Source organism: Aphanizomenon sp. UHCC 0183 (assembly GCF_009712065.1).
GTDB lineage: Bacteria > Cyanobacteriota > Cyanobacteriia > Cyanobacteriales > Nostocaceae > Dolichospermum > Dolichospermum heterosporum.
Genome location: NZ_VILC01000020.1, coordinates 24,384 through 42,656, shown reverse-complemented (window position 1 = coordinate 42,656; position 18,273 = coordinate 24,384). Strand labels below are relative to the sequence as shown.

General features: G+C 39.0%; 20 protein-coding genes and 1 tRNA gene. 5 read left to right on the top strand and 16 right to left on the bottom strand.

All coding sequences use genetic code 11. The annotated features are described in order from the left end of the window. Positions 1-53 precede the first annotated feature (53 nt). The 6 genes from rplV to rplC form a co-directional block, all read right to left on the bottom strand. Positions 54-413: a 50S ribosomal protein L22 gene (gene rplV / locus FJR37_RS09525; RefSeq protein ID WP_027402102.1), complete on the bottom strand. Its 360-nt coding sequence runs from the start codon at positions 411-413 to the stop codon at positions 54-56. Positions 414-504: 91 nt separating this feature from the next. Next, complete coding sequence (rpsS, locus tag FJR37_RS09520; protein WP_027402103.1) at positions 505-783, bottom strand: 30S ribosomal protein S19; 279 nt, start codon at positions 781-783, stop codon at positions 505-507. Between the two features lie 142 nt (positions 784-925). Then, entirely contained in the window at positions 926-1,789 is an 864-nt protein-coding gene (rplB, locus tag FJR37_RS09515) for a 50S ribosomal protein L2 (RefSeq protein WP_027402104.1), read from the bottom strand. A 136-nt stretch (positions 1,790-1,925) separates the two neighbouring features. Then, positions 1,926-2,243: a 50S ribosomal protein L23 gene (locus FJR37_RS09510; RefSeq protein ID WP_027402105.1), complete on the bottom strand. Its 318-nt coding sequence runs from the start codon at positions 2,241-2,243 to the stop codon at positions 1,926-1,928. Continuing rightward, on the bottom strand, positions 2,236-2,868 hold the full coding sequence (rplD, locus tag FJR37_RS09505) for a 50S ribosomal protein L4 (RefSeq protein ID WP_027402106.1): 633 nt from the start codon (positions 2,866-2,868) through the stop codon (positions 2,236-2,238). Before rplD ends, FJR37_RS09510 begins: the two co-directional genes overlap by 8 nt. A 102-nt stretch (positions 2,869-2,970) precedes the next feature. Then, complete coding sequence (gene rplC, locus FJR37_RS09500) at positions 2,971-3,609, bottom strand: 50S ribosomal protein L3 (RefSeq protein ID WP_168465897.1); 639 nt, start codon at positions 3,607-3,609, stop codon at positions 2,971-2,973. Positions 3,610-4,480: 871 nt separating this feature from the next. Between rplC and FJR37_RS09495 the strand changes: the two genes are divergently transcribed. Next, positions 4,481-4,957 carry an NAD(P)H-quinone oxidoreductase subunit N gene (locus FJR37_RS09495; RefSeq protein ID WP_168465888.1) on the top strand — a complete coding sequence of 159 codons (477 nt, stop codon included), beginning with the start codon at positions 4,481-4,483 and terminating at the stop codon, positions 4,955-4,957. A 179-nt stretch (positions 4,958-5,136) separates the two neighbouring features. Here FJR37_RS09495 and FJR37_RS09490 read toward each other — a convergent pair whose 3' ends face one another. Then, positions 5,137-5,796, bottom strand: coding sequence for a Uma2 family endonuclease (locus tag FJR37_RS09490; RefSeq protein ID WP_168465887.1), 660 nt, complete (start codon positions 5,794-5,796; stop codon positions 5,137-5,139). A 194-nt stretch (positions 5,797-5,990) separates the two neighbouring features. On the opposite strand from FJR37_RS09490, the gene FJR37_RS09485 reads away from it, so the two are divergent. Further along, on the top strand, positions 5,991-7,073 hold the full coding sequence (locus FJR37_RS09485; RefSeq protein WP_174763407.1) for an ATP-binding protein: 1,083 nt from the start codon (positions 5,991-5,993) through the stop codon (positions 7,071-7,073). Between the two features lie 43 nt (positions 7,074-7,116). Here the strand turns inward: FJR37_RS09485 and FJR37_RS09480 are convergent, their stop codons facing one another. The 4 genes from FJR37_RS09480 to FJR37_RS09465 all read right to left on the bottom strand — a co-directional run bounded on the left by FJR37_RS09480 (position 7,117) and on the right by FJR37_RS09465 (position 10,486). Continuing rightward, positions 7,117-7,551, bottom strand: a complete 435-nt coding sequence (locus tag FJR37_RS09480; protein WP_168465886.1) for a DUF29 domain-containing protein — start codon at positions 7,549-7,551, stop codon at positions 7,117-7,119. A 30-nt stretch (positions 7,552-7,581) separates the two neighbouring features. Next, positions 7,582-7,815, bottom strand: a complete 234-nt coding sequence (locus tag FJR37_RS26410) for a hypothetical protein (RefSeq protein ID WP_217355223.1) — start codon at positions 7,813-7,815, stop codon at positions 7,582-7,584. Beyond that, positions 7,802-8,032 (bottom strand): hypothetical protein, encoded by a 231-nt coding sequence (locus tag FJR37_RS09470; RefSeq protein ID WP_168465885.1) that lies wholly within the window; start codon positions 8,030-8,032, stop codon positions 7,802-7,804. The genes FJR37_RS26410 and FJR37_RS09470 overlap by 14 nt, the downstream gene beginning before the upstream one ends. A 465-nt stretch (positions 8,033-8,497) precedes the next feature. Then, complete coding sequence (locus tag FJR37_RS09465) at positions 8,498-10,486, bottom strand: bifunctional serine/threonine-protein kinase/formylglycine-generating enzyme family protein (protein WP_168465884.1); 1,989 nt, start codon at positions 10,484-10,486, stop codon at positions 8,498-8,500. Between the two features lie 201 nt (positions 10,487-10,687). Here FJR37_RS09465 and FJR37_RS09460 point away from each other — a divergent pair, with 201 nt between their 5' ends. Further along, positions 10,688-11,119 carry a DUF29 family protein gene (locus FJR37_RS09460; protein WP_168465883.1) on the top strand — a complete coding sequence of 144 codons (432 nt, stop codon included), beginning with the start codon at positions 10,688-10,690 and terminating at the stop codon, positions 11,117-11,119. Positions 11,120-11,247: 128 nt separating this feature from the next. Here FJR37_RS09460 and FJR37_RS09455 read toward each other — a convergent pair whose 3' ends face one another. The 5 genes from FJR37_RS09455 to psbZ form a co-directional block, all read right to left on the bottom strand. Further along, positions 11,248-12,513, bottom strand: coding sequence for a glutamate-5-semialdehyde dehydrogenase (locus tag FJR37_RS09455; protein WP_168465882.1), 1,266 nt, complete (start codon positions 12,511-12,513; stop codon positions 11,248-11,250). Positions 12,514-12,517: 4 nt separating this feature from the next. Beyond that, complete coding sequence (locus tag FJR37_RS09450) at positions 12,518-12,925, bottom strand: hypothetical protein (protein ID WP_168465881.1); 408 nt, start codon at positions 12,923-12,925, stop codon at positions 12,518-12,520. Between the two features lie 202 nt (positions 12,926-13,127). Further along, positions 13,128-13,199 (bottom strand) — tRNA-Gly (locus tag FJR37_RS09445). A 184-nt stretch (positions 13,200-13,383) separates the two neighbouring features. Beyond that, positions 13,384-13,875, bottom strand: a complete 492-nt coding sequence (gene ribH / locus FJR37_RS09440) for a 6,7-dimethyl-8-ribityllumazine synthase (protein WP_027402119.1) — start codon at positions 13,873-13,875, stop codon at positions 13,384-13,386. Positions 13,876-14,422: 547 nt separating this feature from the next. Then, complete coding sequence (gene psbZ, locus FJR37_RS09435) at positions 14,423-14,611, bottom strand: photosystem II reaction center protein PsbZ (protein ID WP_168465880.1); 189 nt, start codon at positions 14,609-14,611, stop codon at positions 14,423-14,425. Positions 14,612-14,862: 251 nt separating this feature from the next. On the opposite strand from psbZ, the gene FJR37_RS09430 reads away from it, so the two are divergent. Both FJR37_RS09430 and FJR37_RS09425 read left to right on the top strand, forming a co-directional pair. Next, a complete protein-coding gene (locus FJR37_RS09430; RefSeq protein ID WP_168465879.1) occupies positions 14,863-17,562 on the top strand; it encodes a CBS domain-containing protein in 2,700 nt (899 codons plus the stop codon). A 25-nt stretch (positions 17,563-17,587) separates the two neighbouring features. Further along, positions 17,588-18,163: a Uma2 family endonuclease gene (locus tag FJR37_RS09425; protein WP_168465878.1), complete on the top strand. Its 576-nt coding sequence runs from the start codon at positions 17,588-17,590 to the stop codon at positions 18,161-18,163. Positions 18,164-18,273: the final 110 nt, after the last annotated feature.

Genomic DNA, 18,273 nt, shown 5'->3' with positions numbered 1-18,273 from the left:
GCTTCCTCTAAAATTTCTTACTGTACGCAATTTTTTTGTGCCTGTCTGGCTGTTTACTCAGCAGTAGCGCCAGCGGAAACAGCAACAGTGATATGACACGTTGGTTTGCGAATTTGGTAAGCTCGACCTTGCGCTCTGGGTTGAAACCGTTTTAGCACTGGTCCTTGGTCAGCATAGGCTTGACTAATCACCAAACTGGCTCTGTCCAAACCAGCATTATGCTCTGCGTTAGCTGCGGCACTTCTGAGAACCTTTAAGATAGGGTCACAAGCACCATAGGGCATGAATTCGAGAATGATTAGTGCTTCTCTGTATGAACGCCCGCGAATTTGGTCAAGTACACGGCGCACTTTATAGGGAGAAATGCGTATATAACGGGCGATCGCCTTAACTTCAGTAGTGTCAGTTGCCATTTTCATAACTTACTCTATGTTTGTCAGTTGTCTATTGTCAGCGGTTGTCAGTTGCAAGAGGACTAAATGACCACTGACTACTGACTAATGACTATCTCCCTGATTTTTTGTCACTTTTGCCATGACCTCTGTAGGTACGGGTAGGAGCAAATTCTCCTAACTTATGTCCTACCATTTGTTCATTGACAAATACAGGAACGTGCTGCCGTCCATTATGAACAGCGATAGTATGACCTACCATCAAGGGCAAAATGGTCGAAGCTCTCGACCAAGTTTTAACCACTTGTTTTTCATCTTTTGCGTTTAACTTCTCAATTTTCTTGAGCAGATGGTCAGCAACAAAAGGACCTTTTTTTAAAGAACGACCCATAGTTCAATTTTGGATTTTGGATTTACCTATTTTGGATTTCGGATTTTGGATTTTGGATAAATTATCTATGGATTAATTAGTTGAACATTTAATGCCCATTAATAGCCTCCCATCTAAAATCCAAAATTTAAAATCTAAAATTCTAAGACTGACGGCCACCACGACCACGTTTAGATGATTTGCGGCGACGACGGATAATCAACTTAGTGCTGGCTTTTTTGCGCTTACGTGTCTTCGCCCCTAAAGTGGGTTTACCCCAAGGTGTTACAGGACCGGATCTACCGATAGGCGCTCTACCTTCACCACCACCATGTGGGTGATCCACTGGGTTCATGGCACTACCTCTAACCTTGGGACGACGGCCTTTCCAGCGATTTCGTCCAGCTTTACCAGCACTGAGGTTTCTTGCGTCTGTATTACCGACTTGTCCAATGGTGGCGTAGCAATCACGCCGAATCAACCGGACTTCACCTGAAGGTAACTTCAATGTCACATAGTTGCCTTCTTTAGCAACAACTTGTGCTACTGCACCGGCAGCACGGACAATTTGACCACCTTTACCTGGGGTCATTTCGACGTTGTGAACACCAGTACCCAAGGGAATATTCGATAAAGGTAAGGCATTACCATCTTCGATGGGTGACTCAGGGCCAGCAATGATCTTTGTGCCTACAGTCATGCCATTTGGCTGCAAGATGTAACGTTTTTCGCCATCTTCATACAACAACAAAGCGATCCGCGCATTCCGGTTAGGATCGTATTCAATGGCTGTAACTGTAGCCGGGATATTCCGCTTATCTCGCTTAAAGTCAATAATGCGGTAAAGTTGTTTGTGTCCGCCACCCCGACGACGGCTGGTTATCCGCCCTTGATTGTTCCGACCTTTGGGACGATGAACTGATTCAGTTAATGATTTTTCTGGCTCAGTTTTCGTAATTTCGGCAAAGTCAGAGATGATTACTTGGCGAGTACTGGGGGTATAAGGGCGATAAGAACGAGTACCCATAGTTCAGTTTTGGAGTTTTGATTTTTGATTTTGGAGTCAGAATTTTTTGATTTCAATTTCCGATTTTTAATTGTTGTTTGGCATTTTCTTGATTTATTAGCCCAATCCAAAATCTAAAATTTAAAATCTAAAATTTTTAGACTTCTGGGAAGAGAACTTTTCTGATTTTTTCTTCGTCCCCAGGAGCAACAGTGACAATAGCTCGCTTGTATTGGGGTTTGTATCCAATAAATCTACCTACCCGTTTTTGTTTGCGGGGTGGGTTAGCGGTATTGATTTTGACGACCTTAACTGCAAATAGGTCTTCAATTGCGGCTCTAATTTGTGGTTTGGTGGCTTTAGGAATTACTTCAAATGTGTATTTGTTTTGTTCCATGAGCATGGTCGCTTTTTCGGTGAGAATGGGGCGACGCACTAAATCCGGTAGATCACGGGTGGCAACTACTTTAGGCACTGTAGACCTCCTGGATCTTCTCTAGGGTTGATGATGTGACGATAATTTTGTCAGCATGGAGCAAATCGTAAACGTTTAACTGGTCGGCAGGAATCAGTTTTAAATTTTCGATATTGCGAGCTGATAAAAGCACGTTTTCTGCAATTTCAGACAAAATCAATAGTGCTTTTTGTTCTGGTGCAGCACCCCATCTAGCTAATGCTGCTACGAGATCCTTGGTTTTAGGACGCTGTAATTCGTTGCTAAATTCTTCAACAACAATTAAATCTTCAGCACGACTAATAAAGGCTGTCCGCAATGCCAATCGGCGTTCTTTGCGGTTCATTTTTAGGTCGAAGTCTCTGGGTTTTGGTCCAAAGATTACACCGCCTCCACGCCACAATGGTGAACGGATAGAACCAGCACGGGCGCGACCTGTGCCTTTTTGCCGCCAAGGTTTACGACCACCACCACGAACTTCTGCACGAGTCTTGGTGCTGGCAGTTCCCTGGCGAGAATTGGTCATTTGTCTGACTAGGGCGCGGTGTACGATATGCGCCGCTGTTGTTTCTTTGGCAACTCGTAAGTCGAAGTTTGTCTCTCCAACTTGCTCTCCTTGCCAATTTTTAATTACACTCTCTACCATCTTTGTGTCCTTTGTCAGTTGTCAGTTGTCAGTTGCCGGTTGTCATTTGTCGGTTGTCTTTTTTTGCCACTAACCAATGACTACTAAGCAATGACTAAATGACTATTTTTTACCAACTATAGTTGCAGGAACGACGCTGACTAAGGCTCCTGGTTTGCCAGGAATTGCTCCTTTAATCAGGATTAAGTTGCGTTCTGTATCTACTCGTACTACTGTCAATTTGCGAATTGTGACACGAGTACCGCCTAAACGTCCTGCCATCCTTTTACCGGGATAAACACGACCTGGGGTTGTACCAGCACCGATAGAACCTGGCGCTCTATGGTTTTTGGAACCGTGTGACATGGGACCGCGACCAAAGTTGTTCCGCTTTTGGTTGCCGGCAAAACCGCGACCAATACTCGTACCAACTACATCTACAATTTCACCTGCACTAAAAATATCTGCTTTAATTTCTTGACCTAAAGCATAATCACCAGCGCTATCGGTGCGATATTCATTCAGATGACGGACTGCTGGAGCGGATGACTTAGCCAAATGTCCCAACAATGGTTTGTTCAGTGCCTTGGGTTTGACTTCGCCATAACCAACTTGAATGGCAGAGTAACCGTCGGTCTGTTTCGTTTTAACTTGCGTAACGGTGCATGGACCGGCTTTGATGACGGTAACAGGAATGGAGACTCCTGCTTCATCAAAGATTTGGGTCATGCCCAGTTTGGTGCCGAGAATACCTACAGACACAGTTACTGGTTCTCCTTTCGTTTTATTTTTTTGGGCTAAACCTGGAAGTCGAATGGGGACAGGTTTTGCTACTGTCGCTTGAGTGTAAACTTTACCTCTAAAATTTGGACTGGCGTTAGACAGTGCAAATTCCTGGCGACGCAACAGTTTTTGTCCCTTTTGTTTTAGTGAATTTGTTTATTTTCACTTACTCAATCACAATAACAGGAATAACTGCCTACTCTATTGAGAAGGGATTACTTCTGGAATTCAATGCGAGGCTTGATGGCTTTGCGCTGTGTGCAGCAATGCTTTCGTCCAAGCAGTTGCTTTGGCACTCTACCGTTGTAGCAGGACTTAAGTGGTTATTGACCCTCAGTATCCTTTTCCTTAGTCTTAACATCATGCCATGAAACCAACATTATTGCTAAGGAACTACTTATTTTCATGCCCTAAACTATTGTTTAAGGTTTTGCCTAATTTTTTTAGGATTTACGGGAGTGATTTGGAGTGGGAGCTTAAATATGACTTTGGCTCTTTATTTGACCTGAAAGCTTTTTTAGTTTAGCAGTCTCTTATGAAGTGAGCCAGTTTTATTCTTTTGGGGAAACTAACTAGAAACTCAGATGCTAGGACTAACTAGGAAGTCTAAATAAGAAAGATGGCTATCTAATTATACTATTCGGTCACAATCTAATAATATAAACTATTCGTTAATTTTTGTCTAGTATTTTTTTGCTCTGTTATGGGATGCTGAGGTGTGGGTAAGGAAAATTACCCATGTTCCGGCTGTGAATTTTCAAAATTGTTGAAAATATGCAGGTTCATTTAACTTAATCTACCACTAGAGAGTGAATAATAGAGATATCTAAGTGGGATAGGAAGAAAATATATGGCACTAATTACCACTGGCAACGGTTTCATCCGCAATTTGGAGAAATTTGGGGCGTTGGGTGTTTATGTTCCTCTGGAGGGGGGCTATGAAGGTCGGTATCTGCGCCGATTGCGGGCGGCTGGCTATGTTAGCCTCCACATTACTGCAAGAGGACTGGGTGATGTGGCTGCATATCTGACGCAAGTTCATGGTGTCAGACCACCACATTTAGGCAAAAGAAGCAATAGTAGTGGTGCGGCTGTGGGTGATGTATATTATTTACCACCAATGATCAGTTCCCATTTGGCACAATTACCTCCTAAGTCTAAGGGGTTGGTGTTGTGGATTATTGAGGGATATATTCTTTCTGATCAGGAAGTTGAGTATTTGATGGATTTGCCTAAGTTAGAACCAAGGGTTAAAGTGGTAATTGAGAGAGGTGGCGATCGCACTTTCCGCTGGACTCCTTTGGAAAAGACACTGTTAGCTAGTTAGAAGAATTGTAAGGGTGGGGAAACCCCATACCCCCCTTAATCCCCCCGATGCTTTGGGGGGAAACCGGAAAATTAGTTCCCTCCCCAAAGCATCGGAGAGGGTTAGGGTGGGGTAATTTGAGGAATAATGGTGATTCGATAACTTGTGTGTACACCGTAGACAGTTTATCTGGGGATATCTTAACTTTGTATTTCCTGTTGTACCCAAGTACGAAAAGATTTACTAGCCTGTACTTCATCTATTTGGCAATCTTGCAAAAATTGATAAAGTTTTTCTTTGGTAATTATAGAAAATGTGGGACTTTTTTCTATTTCAATATATTGATGATCTTGAAGTTGATAAATTCGCAACATTTCACCGTTATACCGCCAAAATTCCGGCACACCCATGCTGGCATAAAACTGGAGTTTATTGATGTCAGTATGAGTAATATCTACTTCTACAATCAAGTCTGGTGGTGGATCTTCGTTTAAATCAACTTTTTTTCCAACTACTTGAGGTTGATTTTGAATGTAATAACAGTTGTCAGGTTCAGCACTTCTTTGTAAATCATCACGATTTAAGGTGGTTGAACCCATTGTTTTAATTTTTAATCCACTTTCTTCTACCAAAATGCGGATGAATAGTTCAATTAATCTGGTAGCACTTTCATGTTCTTCTAATGGCATGGTGATTTCTAATGTCCCTTGATCATAGATAAGTCGAGAAGAACGACTTTGCCCTAATGCTGCTAAAATTTGCTGATAATTTTGCCAACTGATATCGTGAAAAACTACTCGCTGTTCTGCTGGGTTAGTTTCTGGAGTAATATTGTTTGGTTTAGTGATTGTACTAACCATAGTTGCCTTTAAATTTAGCTTAATATAGAACTCATATTTGATTTTTGAAAAAAATTAGGTATTGTAGGGTGCGTCAGATATTAAAAATCTGTTTATTGATAGAATTTATGCGGTCTGACGCACCCTACGTATCTTTTCATAAATCAAATATTATTCCTATAGTTATTATAATATTACGCAAAAGTGAGAACCGAGTGAATTTAAATTTATCTACTCCCTTACAATTAATTGGGCGTTCTGTAGAGTTTCAGCGGATTATTGAAATCCTGGCAAAAGATGGTGATTTGTTAATTACTGGAGTTCCTGGTAGTGGGAGACGCACTTTAGTGAGAGGTGCAGCACAGGAGGTGAATACAGTTATCTTGGAAATAGACTGTATTCGCGCTACGGAAGCGGAGAGATTTGTGCAATTACTAGCGGAAGCGATTAGTCAAAACTGGGAAGCGGAAAAAATTCAAAATTGGTTAAATGAAAATACTTCGGCATTTTTTACTTTTAATTCGGAAACTCAACTAAAAGTGATTCGTTCTTTGGAACAAGAACAACTATGGCAAGCATTCGCCAATTTGTTAGACTTATTGGAAATAATGGCGGTTGATTTAAATCAAAGAATATTACTGATTTTACAAAGTTTTCCCCATATTCGTTCTTGGGATCGTCATGGTTTATGGGAAACTACATTTAGGAAAGAAGTTAAGGCTTATCCTCATGTTAGTTATGTATTAATAGCCACGATTGCTGAATCTAGCCAACATCCAGATGATACTAATTATCCGATAGAAACTATTCAATTAGCACCTTTAGCTAAGGACGTTGTAGCCTTGTGGGCGAGAGAAATATTACATATGCAAGGTTTCACCTTTGATTGTCATAGTCAAGCTTTACAGCTATTTCTAGAGGCGGTACAGGGACATATTGGGGATGGAATGGCGATTATTCGGCGGTTATCTGCGTCGCACTGTGCAGATGGATTAATTCGGGAGGAAGATGTGCAAAAGGCTATAGCCGGATTATTGAAAGATTTATCAATGACTTATGAATCTTTGCTGATGTTGTTACCGGCAAATCAGGTACATTTATTGGAATCTTTAGCTATTGATCCTACTGATAAACCTCAGAGTAAGGAGTATATTCAAAAGCATGGACTTTCACGGGGTGGGAGTCTGCAAGGGGCGTTAACTGGGTTGCAGCATAAGGGTTTAATTTATGATGCTGAACATGGTTATCGGTTAGCTATGCCTTTGTTGGCTTTGTGGTTGCGGGAACGGTTGGGTTAATTTTATTTCTCACGCAAAGGCGCAAAGACGCAAAGGAAGAAGGTTATGATTCTGGTAAAAATTCAGTTTCTAATATTTGTGTGATTGCATAATGACAATTTTCTGGAAAGGTTTCATAGGGGAGGTTGGTTTCTTTAACGGCTAAGTTAATTCCATCTTGATAACTTAATAAAAAGGCTTTTTCTAAATAGGATTTTAAGCTGGGACTATCTGCTAATATTCGTTCGATTTGAGTCCGTTGTTCTCGAATTGTTGCTAACCAACTATTACTACGTTTTTCTGGTTGATATTGCCATTTTAGTAAGTGTCCTAATAACAAGGCTAAACGGTTGGTTAATTCTCTTCTTTCTTGTCTTCCCAATGTTTCTATTTCTTCAATTAAGTTGAGTTTATCTAGTGTTTCCCATTTTTCTTCTCTGAGTAGTTGTGCTTGTGTTTTTGTCCAGCTATAAAAATCAGAATTGTACAGTGTATTCATGGTTTTTATTTGTAAACTACTATATATGATTTAATTGTCAGAATCAGGATATCCAGGATGTGAATTTGTCTGAATCAGGATTTCCAGGATTTTAGGATTTTCAGGATAGGAATTTGTCTGAATCAGGATTTCCAGGATTTTAGGATTTTCAGGATTGGCTATTTGTTGTTTTTTTATTGAACTGGCATCATTTGTATTTACGATAAAACGATAAAGCCAAATATTGGAATCAATAAAGTATTGTGTCATCTCACCAGCGTTCATTTGCTTGTTCTCTAGTGAGTGGTTGAAAATCTGCAATCTTAATGGGATTTGCGGTTAATTGGTTGATCATACCTGTTTGCGGAAAGTGTTTCTTTTTTGGAAGTTGTAAAATTACAATTTCTACTATTTCCGCATTGTGTATTTCGTCTTGATACTCAAGGGGAATTTCGATTTTACCGTTATTTACTCTGGCTTTAAAGTGTGTATTTGTAGTCATGTTGATATTTCTGACACAATTGTTGATATCTTTCTTTTATTCTACAACTGTATTTGATTATTGTCAGAATCAGGATTTGTAAGATTAGAAGATGAACAGGATTTCGTTATCTTCACATCTTGCGTATTCTTCAATCCTGTAAATCCTTAAATCCTGTACTTCGACTTCGCTCAGTAACCAGACATCCTGATTCAGACAAAATGGAAAATGTGTGCTATACTAGTGGTCTGTCAAATAAATTTTGACGGATAAAGAAGAAATGAACCACGAAAGACGCAAAGAGCGCGAAGGAAGAAGGAAGAGGAAAAATTTATTACCCGTCAATTAGTTCTTGACAGACTGACAGACTACTAGATTTAGACACCAAAACCAGTTTTTTGTAGAAAAAAATTTTCCGCCTGACGGCGAGGAAAAAGAAGGGAAAAAGAACAAGCGCAAAGTGCAAAAGAGGAAAAGTATACAGGGCTACCGAACAATTCTCCCAACAACACAGACAACACGAAAACCAACAGGGTCGCTGACGTTGCCGCGCTCGTTCCTATCGTCGTAGGTGCGAGACGCGGAACGGCAGATTCGAGGATAGGTGAACCAAGACCCGCCCCTCAGTCTTTTGTATAATGCATTTTGAAGTGTTGAAGCACTGCCACCCATGGGCGCGTTTGTATAATTTTCTTCATAGTCATCTTGACACCATTCCCAGACATTACCGTGCATATCGTACAAACCAAAAGCATTAGGGGGAAAAGTTCCTACATCTATGGTTTGCTGGCGATATTTTCCTTTAGGTGCAGAGGCGTAGGGATAATTGCCATTATAGTTTACCAGTTCTGGGGTAATACTTTCACCAAAATAAAATGGTGTGGTAGTTCCGGCTCTACAAGCATATTCCCATTCGGCTTCACTGGGTAATCTGTATTTTTTCTGTGCTTTTTGACTTAACTTTTCACAGAACTCAACCGCATTATTCCAACTAACGGTTTCAACAGGACGCTTATCGCCTTTGAATCGGGAAGGGTTACTTCCCGTGATAGCTTGATACTGTGCCTGTGTCAATTCATATTTCCCCATGTAGAAACTAGGAACAGTAACTTGGTGTTGGGGACTTTCATCATTCTGTCTTCCTGCTTCACTTGCGGGTGAACCCATGATAAATGTTCCCCCTGGGATTTCTACCATTTCCAATAAAACACCGTTTCCTAAGTCTTCTGTGAAGTATTTTGCACTTGCGTTGCGTCGGTTGATGATGTTTCCGGTTGCGTCTGTGGTGACAACTTCAAAGTTGAAGGTTTTAAGTGGAAGAGTTGTAATTTCTGGAGTTGGTTCTGGTGTTGGAGTATTTGGAGAAGTTGTATTTTGTGGGGTTGGTTTTGGAGATGTTATAGGTTCTGGTGTTGGAGTATTTGGAGAAGTTGTATTTTGTGGTTTTGAGGTTTTATTTTCACTCCCAAATATATTTTTTCCTACTACTGCTATAGTAAATGTTCCAACTATTAAACCCGCAGTTTGTAGAAAATCACGACGATTAAAGATATTTTTTGGTGGTTGTTTTGGTTGTAAAGATTTTTCTATTGCTGCTATCCTTTGCAAAATCTTCTGAGTATTTCCAGGACGATCTTTATATAAACGTTCCATCATCTCATCTAGCAAATCTGCGAACATAGATGATATTTTTGGTGCATGATTACGCCAATCTAATTTCTCATTGTAAGCATCATACATGATTGGATTAAGCGGTTCTTTACCTGTGAGTAAATAAACAAATGTTCGTCCTAAAGCAAAGAAATCAGATTGAGGTACGGCATTATTGTTAATTTGTTCTGAGGGTGTGAAACCTGCGGAAATGATTCCTGTAACACCACCTTGCTGGTTAACCACTGTGGTTGTAAGTTTGCGAACTGTGCCAAAATCAATTAACACTAATTGAGCATTTTCAGCCCTCAACATTATGTTAGATGGTTTGATATCTCGATGAAAAAAGTTTTTATTATGGACTTGTTCTAAAATAATGAGTAAATCTTTTAGCCATGCTATTGCTGTAGTTTGGTTAATGGGACGCAACCCATTTTTTTGCATATACTTTTGTAAGTCTTCTCCCTGAATTTTTTCCATTACCAAACAATGAATTGGGGTTTGGCTGTTATGGGGATAATATTCAAAATAAGCATCTGGTTCTACTTGAGGAATACCAGGATGATGGAGTTGACCTAAAACTTCGGCTTCTTGTTTAAATAATTCTAGGGCTTTTGGGTCATGATTAATTAAGCGTTTGAGAACTTTGGCTTTATTGGTTCTAACTTCATTAATCTCAAATGTCACACCAAAGCCACCATATCCTAACTCACTTATTACCCGATAACGTCCTTGTAGTAACAAACCTGAACTACAGGTTTCACAAAATAGGATATTGTTTGGATTTTGCGGCTTTGGGCAGTTAGGATTGATGCACAGGCTCATGATCTTGGTAGGTAGCACATTTATCTGATATTCTACCTTGATTTACGGAAAATAAATATGTCTGAATCAGGATTTCCAGGATTTGAGGATTTTCAGGATATATTGTCAAGCTGCGTTGATAGCCATAGCTTATCATAGAAAATATATATATATATATCTTATTCCAATTTAACAACAGAGACTCAGAGGAGGAAAGGGAGTATGGAAGAGTTATTAATGTTAAAAGAATTATTGCATGAAGGGAAAGTTTTAGAAGCTTTGGATTTGGTGGAAGAGTTGGAAGAAATGAGTAAGTCTGATAAGTTAAATAAGATTTTTAGTTATGGGATTATTCTATTATTGCATTTGATTAAACAAGGGGCTGAAAAACGTTCTACTCGTTTTTGGGAAACTTCTATTTTTAATTCTGTTAAGCAAATTCAACGCACTAATCAACGTCCCAAGGGTAAGGGTTTTTATTTGCAGGAGGATGAATTATTAGAAACTTTACAAGATGCTTACGAATCGGCTTTAAGAAAGGCTGCTTTGGAGGCTTTTGAAGGCAGGTATACAGCAGATAAATTAGGGAATTTTGTTAATCAAGATGAGGTAATTCAGGAAGCTATGGATTTGATTTTGGGAGGAGAGAATTAATTTTGTCTGAATCAGGATTTCCAAGATTTTAGGATTTTCAGGACAGGATATTAAGAATATGAATAAGATGGAGATAATGAAATCCTGTTCATCCTTAAATCCTGGATATCCTGATTCAGACATTTCTATTAAAACCGTCCATTTCCCTGAACAATATGCTTCACCGTTGTCAATGTTTCCAAACTAATAAATCCCCTGCGATGTCCTTTTTGATTGGACATTCCTAAAAATACAGCCTCTCCCCGTGAGGAGTGACGAGAAAAGCGAGGGGAAGCATTTATGTAAGTGGAAGCACTATTTACTCCTAATGCAAATTGGCGACTTTCTTGGTAGGATTCGGTGACAATACTATCAGCATGACTGCTACTATATTGGTTAATCCAAGCGATCGCACTTTCTAAACTATCTACTAACTTAAAAGCTACTGTTTTGGTTAAATACGGTGTTCCCCATTCTTCATCTTTGGCTAATTGCAATTGGGGAAATGCTGCAACTAATTCTGCATCTCCTTTAAGTTGAAAACCTTTTTCTTTCAAGCTACTCCACAGCACTGATAAGGAAGATGGTAAGGCTTGACGATGCACTAAAACTTTTTCAATGGCATTGACTTGATCTGGTTCGCTTTCATGGCTATCCATAATCATCCAGCGAATCATTTCTAAGCTACTATTTACTGACCAATACAGATAACAATTACCCATTGCTGATTTTAACACTGGGCAGGTTGCTTGTCTGACTACCTGTTGAATTAAACTGGAACGTCCGTAGGGAATAACTAAACTTAAATACTGATCTTGGGTAACTAAATCTCGCACTGAAGCACCATGTTCAGCGGTGATTAATTCTACACAACCTGCGGGTAATCCGACTTTTGTAATGGCTGTTTGCAAGGCGTTAGCGATCGCTGTATTAGAATTACTAGCTTCCGTACTACCTTTAAGAATAATACTATTGCCAGTTTTTATGCAAAAACCAGCAGCGATCGCCCCCAAATCCGGGAAAGCCTCATAAATAAAGGCAATTACCCCTAAAGGCATTAATTGAGTATAACTTTGAGAGTCTTCCTGTTGATAATCAGCAGTTCTCACCCGGCGCAAAGGATCAGATAATTCCCCCAATCGTTGCAGAATCTTAATAGTATTCTCCAACCTAGAGGGGGTTAGCTTCAACCAGTCCAAAATTAATTCGGGAACTGCCATTTCTCGACTTGCTTCTAAATCCAGAGTATTAGCTTCGAGAATTTCATCAAAATCGCTTTCTATCGCTTGTGCCATTGCTAACACAGCGCGACTCCTATCTGTCCCCTTAGTCGTTCCCAATTTTAAGGAAGCCTGAAAAGCGCGGTTAGCACTTGTCATAGGTTCGGGGTAATCATCAATCACTTCACCTGTCATGGAGTTAACGTCTGTAAGTAAGCCAGACCATTAGTGCTGGCAGAATTACCAATAGCAATGCTACAATTGCCCAAGCTATGATGTTGGAACTATTGGCCAATCGTAGAGCTAATGGTAGCCATATAATCACTAACACAAAAATAATGCTGAGTGCTATTGGTAAATAGTTTTGTCCTAATCGGGGTTGAACAATTTGCCAATTATTGCCTTTCCAGCGCCAAGCACGCTTGTAAGGATAAGTAGTAGAAAGTTGTTCTAATACATATCCGTTTTCTTCGACAACAAAAATCTGCTGACAGCGATCGCATCCAAACGCTTCTGTGAGTGTAATAGGAATTAACTGTCCATTGCGACGACAAGGACAAGTGTATTCCGTATTTAAGTCAATTTTATCTGGTTTTTGAGGTTGCACAAGCGAGATAAATAACTTGGGCGGTTTTTTACATTATTCCCTAATTTTCCTGAAAATCAGTATGGGAAACCTTAAAATTGCGTCTAATAATGTAGCTGGGAAAGTTTTCTCACAAACTCCCAATCTAAATATCCATCATTTACAAATTTAGTGGTGATGGAAAGTCTTTAGTGTTATTTTAACATATCTACTTTAACTAGAAAGCGGGTGATGGGATTCGAACCCACGACATCAACCTTGGCAAGGTTGCGCTCTACCACTGAGCTACACCCGCGAGACTCACCAATGAACTTATTATTCCAGATATATTCAACTTTGTCAACCCCTTAGCTCAACTTTTTTTCAATTGCCAGTTGTCAGTTGTCAGTTGTCAGTGGCAAGAATTTTTAACCAATTACCCATCACCCATTACCCATTACCCATTACCCATTACCCATTACCCATCACCCATTACCCAATTAACCTGCTAGATTCGGGCGTAATTGCCGCATGAGACTAGCCATTTCTATAGCATTCATAGCGTACTCCCAACCATGATTACTCTTGATGCCGGCTCGTTCTAGTGCTTGCTGCATGGTATCTGTGGTTAAAATGCCAAAAATTACAGGTACACCTGTTTGGAAGCTAACCGCAGCAATACCTTTAGAAACTTCTGAAGATACATAATCAAAATGCGGTGTTTGTCCTTTAATGATTGCACCGAGGCAAATTATGGCATCATAACGACCAGACATTGCTAACTGACGAGCTACATTGGGAACTTCAAAACTACCAGGAACCCATACGTAATCTACCTGCTGTCCTTCAGGGTCAGAATCTATACCATGACGCTTTAAGCAGTCTTTACATCCTTCTACTAGTTTTAAAGTAACAAGATCATTGAAGCGAGCTATGATCAATCCAAAGCGCAAAGACTCAGTGTGCTGAAAATTTCCTTCAAAAACTGCCATAACTGCCTCTAAATAAATTTATAATAACTGCTTTATCAATATACTTTTCTGCCATGAAAATAGAAGAGCGGGAAAGCACAATCAGGAAAAAGTCATGTAAACACAAGTTAAATTACCCCCCTTAATCCCCCCGATGCTTTGGGGGGAAACCGGAAGAATTAGTTCCCTCCCCAAAGCATCGGGGAGGGTTAGGGAGGGGTAATTTGAGGAATAATGGTGATTCGATAACTTGTGTGTACACCGTAGCGTCTTAGGAGAGGCTAGGGAGAGGTGCAAAGGAGATGCTTTGAAACCCTCCTTCCAGGTAAAAAAAGTTTTTCTGCTTCCCTCTCCTTTTAGCAGAGGTAGGGAAGGGGGGGGAAGAGGGGTTAGGTTTCTGGAGGTTATCGGTTTCATCTAATACTTTTCAAACAACCTCTTAACCCAGCCTACAAAAAATGGCGAAGATATTGAAAAAAGAAAGTTTTTTCTTTTTGACTCTTCACCTAAGCTTTTCTGCTTCTAAAAGTGTGTATGGTATGCGTTAGTGAATATTTAAAGCATTCAACTAAACTACAAAAAAGTTTAATATACCAACTAACACGACTAAAGCCGCCCAAATTGCTGAACCAACCCAGAGTAGTTTTTTAGATTCTACCCAGTTTTGAGGAGTAGCGTAAACAACAGGTACACCAATCACAAGCACGAAGGAGAACAGGACTAATGATATTAAAGCGATTTGAAATACTATGCTCATTTTGTTTTTCCCAACATAACTAAATCTTAGTTTTCCCGAAACTGCTGCTGTATAAACAGTTTAGGTTTTTCAGTGAACCTTATGAACTCATATGGCATCGCCTGATCAATTAATATTTTACGTCTGGTTTGTAACAGTTGCTCACTTCTGATCTTCCAATCTGTTTTTTTTCTTTCGGGGATTGGGAAAATGATTAAGATAGAAATTATCTTCTCTGTCACCTGTTACCTGTCCCCTGTCACCTTTAATATATGAATTTAATTCTTTGTCACACAACTGCGGATTTTGATGCTTTGGGGGCAGCGGTAGGGTTAACTTGTCTCAAACCAGGCAGTAAAATTGTCTTGACTGGGGGCGCACATCCTCCTGTACGGGACTTTTTAGCGTTACACCGTGATGAGTATCCGTTGATTGAAAGACGTTCCGTAAATCCTGAAAATATTCGCTCTTTAATGGTTGTGGATACTCAAAAGCGCGATCGCCTCGGTAAAGCCGCTATCTGGTTCGATTTACCCAGTGTTCAAGAAATCATCGTTTACGATCATCATTTTGGACAAGATAGAGACATTCCCAGCACTCAATTATATATTGACGAAGTGGGGGCGACAACTACCTTAATGGTAGAAGAATTGCAAAAAAATAATATTTCTTTAAATTCTGCCCAAGCAACTGTAATGGCTTTGGGTATTCATGTGGATACAGGTTCATTAACCTATAAACAATCTACAGCCAGAGATGCTTTAGCGTTGGCTTGGCTAATGCAGCAAGGGGCAAATTTATCAGTTATTTCTACTTATCGTGATCCTGGTTTATCACCACAATTACAACAATTATTAAGTGCAGCTTTAGAGAATTTACAATATCTTTGTTTGCGGGGATATACCATAGCTTGGGTGACACTAAAAACCGATGGTTTTGTCCCCGGTTTATCAGGTTTAGCTTCGGAAATTATTGATTTAACAGAAACCGATGCTGTACTGTTAGCAAATGAATATGCTTTAGGTGAAAATGATTGGCGCTTAACAGTAATTGGCAGAACGCAAATTCCCCAAACAAATCTTAATTCCTTATTTCAACCTCATGGTGGTGGTGGACATTCCCAAGCCGCATCTTTTAATCTTCGCACTACAGATTCCCAACCAATTTTACAACAATTATTAGATGGTTTAAAAGCCCAAATTCCCCATCCTCCCACAGCTAGAGATTTGATGTCTTCTCCAGTGCGGACAATTCGCCCTGATACTACTATAGCCGAAGCCCAGCGGATTTTATTACGTTATGGACATTCAGGTTTATCTGTAGTGAATAGCCAAGATTTATTAATTGGAATTATTTCCCGACGGGATTTAGATATTGCTTTACATCATGGGTTTAGTCATGCACCAGTTAAAGGTTATATGACAAGTAATTTAAAGACAATTACCCCTGATACTTCTTTACCAGAAATTGAGTCTTTAATGGTGACTTATGATATTGGTAGATTACCAGTATTAGATCATGGGCAATTAGTTGGTATTGTCACCCGCACCGATATTTTAAGAGAATTACACCAACTAACGATTCAAAATATAGAATTAACAACTGATAATTATTCTCGAAATTTAGGACTCAATACTGAATTAAAAAAACGTCTCACTCCTCAGCTTTGGCGATTACTCAGTACCGCATCCCAAGAAGCAGAAAAACGTGGTTGGCATCTTTATTTAGTGGGTGGTGCAGTCCGAGATTTACTATTATCAAAAGCAGAGAATCGCAGTTTGATGATTAATGATATTGATTTAGTCGTTGATGGTTTTCATAAAACCGCAGACGTTGGTGCAGGGGTAGAATTAGCTAAAGCCTTACAGCAAATTTATCCAAATGCACGATTAGAAATTCATGGTGCTTTTCAAACTGCGGCTTTATTATGGCATAAAGATTTAGTATTAGACTCATTATGGGTAGATATTGCCACAGCAAGAACGGAGTTTTATCCTTATCCAGCAGCAAATCCAGAAGTTGAAGCTAGTTCCATTCGGCAAGATTTATATCGGCGAGATTTTACAATTAATGCAATGGCCTTGCGGTTAACTTCTCCCCGTGCTGGTGAATTATTAGATTTCTTTGGTGGTTTTATAGACTTACAAAATCAGCAAGTTCGGATTTTACACCCTAATAGTTTTATTGAAGATCCGACTCGGATTTATCGCGGAGTGCGGTTTGCGGTGCGGTTTGGATTTTCCCTAGAACCACAAACAGAAGCCTATATTCGTTATGCCATAAATAGCGGAGTTTATAATCGCACTAGTCAAGAAAATAGTAAAACTCCGGCTTTGCAAACTCGACTAAAAACTGAATTAAAATATATATTAGCAGCAGATTATTGGCAATCAGCTTTAGAATTATTGGATAATTTGGGGGCTTTACAATGTATTCATCCTACTTTAAAATTAGATGTGGAACTTTCTCGACAATTAAATTTATTAAAACACTGTTTAAGAAAATTTGACAAAAAACAAACTTTAATAAATTGGCAAATGCGTCTAGAAGTATTAATTGCCTATTTACAACCGGAATATCGAGGGAAAGTCGCTAAAAATCTGCAATTAACTGATGATAGTATTATTAGATTAGAGAAATTATTTTCAGTGGAATCTGAGGTAATTACGTTATTACCAACTTTTGAAAAACCTAGTCAAACTCTCTATTTACTCAGAAAATATGATTTGCAAACTTTAATCTTAATTGCTTTACAAAGTTCCCGCAAAATCAGAAGACGGATTTGGCAATATTTAACAACCTGGGGAAATATTCAACCGCTGTTAAATGGGAATGATTTAAAACAATTGGGTTATAAACCTAGTCCCCAATATAAGCAAATGCTTGATGATTTATTGACTGCAACTGTAGATGGTATAATTAGGGATAAAGCAGAAGCACAAGAATTTTTAGCCAAGCATTATCCTGGGTAATTGATATTAAAAATATGAGGTTGATATGCAAATTCAAACATCCAGCAAATATTACACTCCAGAAGAATATTTAGAACTAGAAGAAAAATCAGAATTTAAAAACGAATATATAGATGGGGAAATTATACCTATGAATGGTGGAACTACAAATCATAATGAAATTTCAGGTAATTTTTATCTACATTTTAAATTAAAAATGCGGAATCAAAATTACAAGATTTATATGGGTGATGTTAAATTATGGCTACAACGTTATCAAATCTATACTTATCCAGATATTATGGTAATTCAAGGAGAACCAATATATCAAGGAACTGGAACTACTCAAGTAACAAATCCGTTAATGATTGTCGAAGTGTTATCTAAATCAACTATAAATTATGATAAAACCGACAAATTTAGATTTTATCGTTCTCTTCCTGAATTAAAAGAATATATTATGATTAACCAATATGAATGTTTTATTGAACAATTTGCCAAAAATGCCGAAGGACAATGGGTATTAACTGAATATGAATCAGTAAATGATATATTGTCTTTAAAATCAATAGATTTTCAAATTCCCTTCAGTGATATTTATGAAGGTGTAAATTTCCAGTAGGTTTGGTTGACGTATGTTACCCAACATCATATTAAATAGGTGAACGGAAAAAAAACCGAAATATGTAACGAAAAGTAAAGTTGTCCAAAACCTGTTCCCTGTTCCCTGTT

Excerpts from the sequence above, each read along its gene's own strand:
- rplV (WP_027402102.1), bottom strand. The coding sequence starts at position 413 with ATGGCAACTGACACTACTGAAGTTAAGGCGATCGCCCGTTATATACGC.
- rpsS (WP_027402103.1), bottom strand. The coding sequence starts at position 783 with ATGGGTCGTTCTTTAAAAAAAGGTCCTTTTGTTGCTGACCATCTGCTC.
- rplB (WP_027402104.1), bottom strand. The coding sequence starts at position 1,789 with ATGGGTACTCGTTCTTATCGCCCTTATACCCCCAGTACTCGCCAAGTA.
- rplD (WP_027402106.1), bottom strand. The coding sequence starts at position 2,868 with ATGGTAGAGAGTGTAATTAAAAATTGGCAAGGAGAGCAAGTTGGAGAG.
- FJR37_RS09495 (WP_168465888.1), top strand. The coding sequence starts at position 4,481 with ATGGCACTAATTACCACTGGCAACGGTTTCATCCGCAATTTGGAGAAA.
- FJR37_RS09490 (WP_168465887.1), bottom strand. The coding sequence starts at position 5,796 with ATGGTTAGTACAATCACTAAACCAAACAATATTACTCCAGAAACTAAC.
- FJR37_RS09480 (WP_168465886.1), bottom strand. The coding sequence starts at position 7,551 with ATGAATACACTGTACAATTCTGATTTTTATAGCTGGACAAAAACACAA.
- FJR37_RS26410 (WP_217355223.1), bottom strand. The coding sequence starts at position 7,815 with ATGAACGCTGGTGAGATGACACAATACTTTATTGATTCCAATATTTGG.
- FJR37_RS09470 (WP_168465885.1), bottom strand. The coding sequence starts at position 8,032 with ATGACTACAAATACACACTTTAAAGCCAGAGTAAATAACGGTAAAATC.
- FJR37_RS09465 (WP_168465884.1), bottom strand. The coding sequence starts at position 10,486 with ATGAGCCTGTGCATCAATCCTAACTGCCCAAAGCCGCAAAATCCAAAC.
- FJR37_RS09460 (WP_168465883.1), top strand. The coding sequence starts at position 10,688 with ATGGAAGAGTTATTAATGTTAAAAGAATTATTGCATGAAGGGAAAGTT.
- FJR37_RS09455 (WP_168465882.1), bottom strand. The coding sequence starts at position 12,513 with ATGACAGGTGAAGTGATTGATGATTACCCCGAACCTATGACAAGTGCT.
- ribH (WP_027402119.1), bottom strand. The coding sequence starts at position 13,875 with ATGGCAGTTTTTGAAGGAAATTTTCAGCACACTGAGTCTTTGCGCTTT.
- psbZ (WP_168465880.1), bottom strand. The coding sequence starts at position 14,611 with ATGAGCATAGTATTTCAAATCGCTTTAATATCATTAGTCCTGTTCTCC.
- FJR37_RS09430 (WP_168465879.1), top strand. The coding sequence starts at position 14,863 with ATGAATTTAATTCTTTGTCACACAACTGCGGATTTTGATGCTTTGGGG.
- FJR37_RS09425 (WP_168465878.1), top strand. The coding sequence starts at position 17,588 with ATGCAAATTCAAACATCCAGCAAATATTACACTCCAGAAGAATATTTA.